This is a genomic window from Sedimentibacter sp. B4 (assembly GCF_000309315.1).
GTDB lineage: Bacteria > Bacillota > Clostridia > Tissierellales > Sedimentibacteraceae > Sedimentibacter > Sedimentibacter saalensis.
In genome coordinates this window covers 1-420 of sequence record NZ_CANG01000929.1, presented here as the reverse complement: position 1 = coordinate 420, position 420 = coordinate 1, and the positions used below count along the sequence as shown (strand labels likewise).

The 420-nt window shown below is 71.7% G+C and carries 1 pseudogene; it reads right to left on the bottom strand.

Annotated features, from left to right (window positions below):
- A pseudogene (locus BN358_RS24685) lies at nucleotides 1-420 on the bottom strand (low specificity L-threonine aldolase); the annotation flags it as partial.

Sequence of the window (420 nt, the reverse complement as noted above, 5' to 3'; positions counted from 1 at the left end):
TCTTGGTGCCGCCGAGGGTGAGGAGGTCCACGCCGACGTCAGTGGTGAAAGCCCGCAGCGGGAGCCCGAGGCTGGCCGCGGCGTTCGACAGCCGTGCCCCGTCCACGTGCACCACCATGCCGAGCTCGTGCGCGTGGCTCGCCAGCGCGGCGATCTCGTCCGGGGTGTAGACCGTGCCCAGCTCGGTGGACTGGGTGATCGACAGCGCCAGCGGCTGGGCCCTGTGCTCGTCGCCGAACCCCCACCGCCTCGGTGTCGACCAGTTCAGGGGTCGAGCTTGCCGTCCGGAGTGGGCACGGAATAGAGCTTGAGCCCGCCGATCCGTTCCGGCGCACCGCCCTCGTCGACGTTGATGTGTGCGGTGCGCGCGCACACCACCGCGCCCCAGCGGGGCAGCGCCGACTGCAGGCCGGTGACGTT